Source organism: Streptomyces aurantiacus (genome assembly GCF_001418335.1).
GTDB lineage: Bacteria > Actinomycetota > Actinomycetes > Streptomycetales > Streptomycetaceae > Streptomyces > Streptomyces aurantiacus.
This window is the reverse complement of sequence record NZ_LIPP01000211.1, coordinates 1-3,632: the sequence shown is the minus strand read 5'-3', so window position 1 is coordinate 3,632 and position 3,632 is coordinate 1. Positions and strand designations below refer to the sequence as shown.

The following is a 3,632-nucleotide window of genomic DNA, read 5'->3' as shown; positions in this document are numbered from 1 at the left end:
TTGCGTGTCCAGTGAAAGGTATCAAACAGAGGGGGAGCGGGACGGGTCGCGCACCGGACCGGCTCGGGACGCAGACCGTGCCACCGCCCGCTTTCCCTCGCTGAACCGCGGCGCCGTCGAATGTCGTCACTGAGCTTTTTCCAACCTCACGCCGATGCGTGGTGAAGGACGAGGACGGCCTTCACCACGTCGGGGATGCGGTTGGTGCTGCGGCGGCGCCGGCCTTTGACGGTGGCCATGGTCCGTTCGCCGAGGCAGCGGGTCTTGGCGTGGGTGGTGTTGTGGCGGCGCTTCCATCGCTTGGGGCGGCGGTCCCGAAACGGAACCCGGACGGGGTCCGCCGACGCCTTGGTACGCCTTGTCCGCGCAGCACGTGAGCTCCACATCGGCGAGGGCGTTCTTGTCCGAGAACCCGTCTACCAGGAGCTTCGTCGTTGCACAGGACACTCCAACTCACGGTCAGACACCGCCGGCTCGAAAAGTGCTCAGTGCCCGGACTGGGGAGTACGCCTGGGCGCGTGGATACGCATGGCCCGCAGGTCGAAGTATGGCGAAAGGTGCACCTCGCGCATACTCGGATGCTCCATATATCAGTAATGAATCGTCTATGAACACCCAGCAGGTTGCCTTTGCCAGGCAGCACTGGTTTCTTCATGTGATTTTCTCGGAATAGCTTCTGTCACGTAGTACCTGCTTCGCTGTCGACCGGCCCTGCAATAGACCGCAATGAAGGAGTAAAATGCGATCACGCACACTTTCTGTCGCCTTTGGTACGGCCATAATGATGGGTGGTGCAATCTTCGGTGCGGCGCCGGCCCAGGCGGCGGGTTGCCCAGCGGATAGCCTATGCCTGTACAATGACACCGATTACGAGGGAATTGAGTACGATTTCCGCTCGCGACTGGGATGCATTACGCTGAATGCAGTCCTGAACGGACAAGCAAACGACCGGGCATCGTCACTCTACAACAACACGGGCCTTGTCCAGCGGCTTTACCAGGACTATGAAGAGGGTGGGAAGTACATCAAGATCTCGCCGGGGCAAGCTTATGCCGACCTGCGTAGCATAGGGATCTGGAACGCAGATCATTCTTACGCCGGTGTGAACACCTTCAACGATCGCATATCCTCGTTCTGTGGATCAAACAGTTAGTCTCGACCTTTCGCAAGTGTCCGCCGACAGAGTCGGCGGACACTTGCGTTCTCCAGAGCTGGTGATGGGCAGGCTCTCGGCCCGGTTGTCACGTCGGGTCAGCGACGGGTTCCTGCTCAGCCATGAGCGTCAACTCGACCAGCGACGCCACCGGGCCACCCGAGCACAGCACTCGTCGGTGAGCTTGAAGAGCGCATCCGCGCGGCTGTAGAGGCAGTCATAGAACTCGACACGAAAGTGGGACAGGGCGTCCAACGCGGCGTCAGCGGACTGTTCAGCAGAGAGACTCTTCACCATCACGCCTACTGTCCCAGTTGACGCAACCTGATGCGGAGCGACTCCGTATTTGCGTGATTGCCGAGCTGATTCTTGACACCCAGTGCCTCGGTCCACACAGCACCAGCCGCAGCCGGGCAATCGGTGCTCAGATAGGTAATCCCGAGGCGCTCCAGGGTACTAGCGCTCATCCATGGGAAGTCGCTGCTCCGGAAGAGGTCGAGCGCATTGCGATAGGCGACGACGGCCTGTTCGTACTGGCCGAGGTTATGGTGAGCTTGGCCGATACCGTCCCAGGTTTCCGCTGCCCCGGTGACGCAGTCGAGTTCCTGGCACAGGGCCAGTGCCTCCCGTGATCGCTCAAGAGCCTGCTCATGCTGCCCAAGCAATGTGTGGCACCAGGCGACTGCATTGAGCCCGGCGGCTGTCGCTCTTCGGCCACGGCTATCCTCACTGTCCTGACCGTTGTGGGCCTGCTGGAACGCGAGGAACTGCTGCGCGGCGCCGAGCGCTGCCTTCGGATCGCCCTGCTGCTTCGCCACCGAGGCCATCGTGCGACAGCTTTCGGCGAGGGCCCTCGTGTCGCCCAATTCGGCGAACAGTTGGACAGCGCGTTCAATGTGGCCGCGTGCCTCGTCGAAGCCTCCCAGAGCGGCCGCAGCTGTGGCGAGACCGTGGTGCGCGTGAGCCTTGGCAGTTCGGTCGCCCAGTCGGCCCGCCGCGACCATGGCAGTACGGTGTATTCTCTCGTGCTCGTGCCACCGGCCCTGCCAATGCAGGTGATTCGCTGTGGCCCAGGCCAGTTGCCAGGCGTGGATGTCATACCGGTGGGTGGCGGCCTGTTCGACGGCGGCAAGGAGCACCGCCTGCTCGGCAGCGAGCCAGGCCGCCGCCTTCGTGGTGTCTCCCGCGAACCCCTCGGCGCGCACCCCAGCAGCTGGGCGAGACATAGCGATCAGGGCCCGTTCGGCGGTCAGACCGAGCGCCTCGCGGGCAGTATGCAGGTAATGGTCGAAGATCCGCTGCCGAGCGGCCGCTATGTGCTGGGGTGAATCGATGGTTGCGGCCAGTTCGCCGGCGTAGGTGCGCAGCAGGTCGTGGGAAGCGTAGCGGCCAGGGACGGTTTCGTCCGTGAGGTGGGTCTGTATGAGTTCGCTGAGTAGATGTCTGGTGTGGGGGATGGTGAGTCCGGCCAGACTGGCAGCGGCGGGCAGAGTGACGTCGGGTCCAGGGTGCAGAGACAGTAGTCGAAACAGGTAGGCGGCGTCGGGGCTGAGGGCATGGTAAGACCAGGAAAAGACGGCGCGCACGTCGGCTGTGGCGTTGCTGTGGTGGAAGGCGTCCAGGTTGCTGGCGCTGTCGCGTAGTTCGGCTGCGATCGTCTCAAGGGAGAAGGCGGACCGGACGGCCGCACGGGCGGCAGTTACTGCCAGGGCCAGCGGCAATCGTGCGCACTGGGCGATGATCTCCTCGACTGCCTGAGGTTCGGCCGCGACGCGCTGTTGTCCAAGGCGGCGGGCAAGCAGTGCACGGGCTTCCGCAGGGGAAAGAATGTCGAGCTCCTGGAGGTGGGCGCCGTCCAAAGCAACCAGATCGGAGAGCCTGTTGCGGCTCGTGACGATAACCAAGCAGCCAGGCTCTCCTGGAAGCAAAGGCCGCACCTGCGTGGCATCGCGTACGTTGTCCAGCAGCACAAGAACGCGCTTGCCGACAAGCCGGGTGCGGTAGATGCCCGCGAGTGCATCAACTTCGCTCGGCAGCGGGCGTGGGTCGGTGCCCAGTGATTCCAGAAGGATGCGCAGAGCGTGTTCCGGCGGAACAGGCAGCCCGACCGGGTCGAAGCCCCGGAGATTTAGATACAACTGGCCATCCGGGAAACGGTCGGCGATCCGTCGCGCCCAGTGCACCGCGAAGGTGCTTTTGCCGACACCTGCCATGCCAGCGATGGCGCTGATCGCCATCGTGCCGCCCAAGAACGACGCAGACACCTCAGCCAGCTCGGTGTCACGGCCGACGAACACCGTTAGGCTGGCGGGTAGTTGCGCCGGAACCGGGAATTCGCAGATAGGTACAGGAGCGGAGGCAGGCACAGGCTTGCCTGGAGCAGGGAGAGCGAGAAGTTCGGTATCGGCTCGCAGGACACGTTGGTACATCTCCTGCAGTGCCGGGCCGGGATCGACCCCTAGTGTCTCGTGATCCTGTT

General features: G+C 63.3%; 2 protein-coding genes. One reads left to right on the top strand and one right to left on the bottom strand.

The window, feature by feature from the left end:
* Positions 1–739: 739 nt before the first annotated feature.
* A complete protein-coding gene (locus AOK01_RS41660; protein ID WP_079103749.1) occupies positions 740–1,153 on the top strand; it encodes a peptidase inhibitor family I36 protein in 414 nt (137 codons plus the stop codon).
* Between the two features lie 302 nt (positions 1,154–1,455).
* Here AOK01_RS41660 and AOK01_RS26005 read toward each other — a convergent pair.
* Positions 1,456–3,632 (bottom strand): ATP-binding protein (locus AOK01_RS26005; RefSeq protein WP_107099912.1); only part of this gene is annotated, 2,177 nt, incomplete at its 5' end.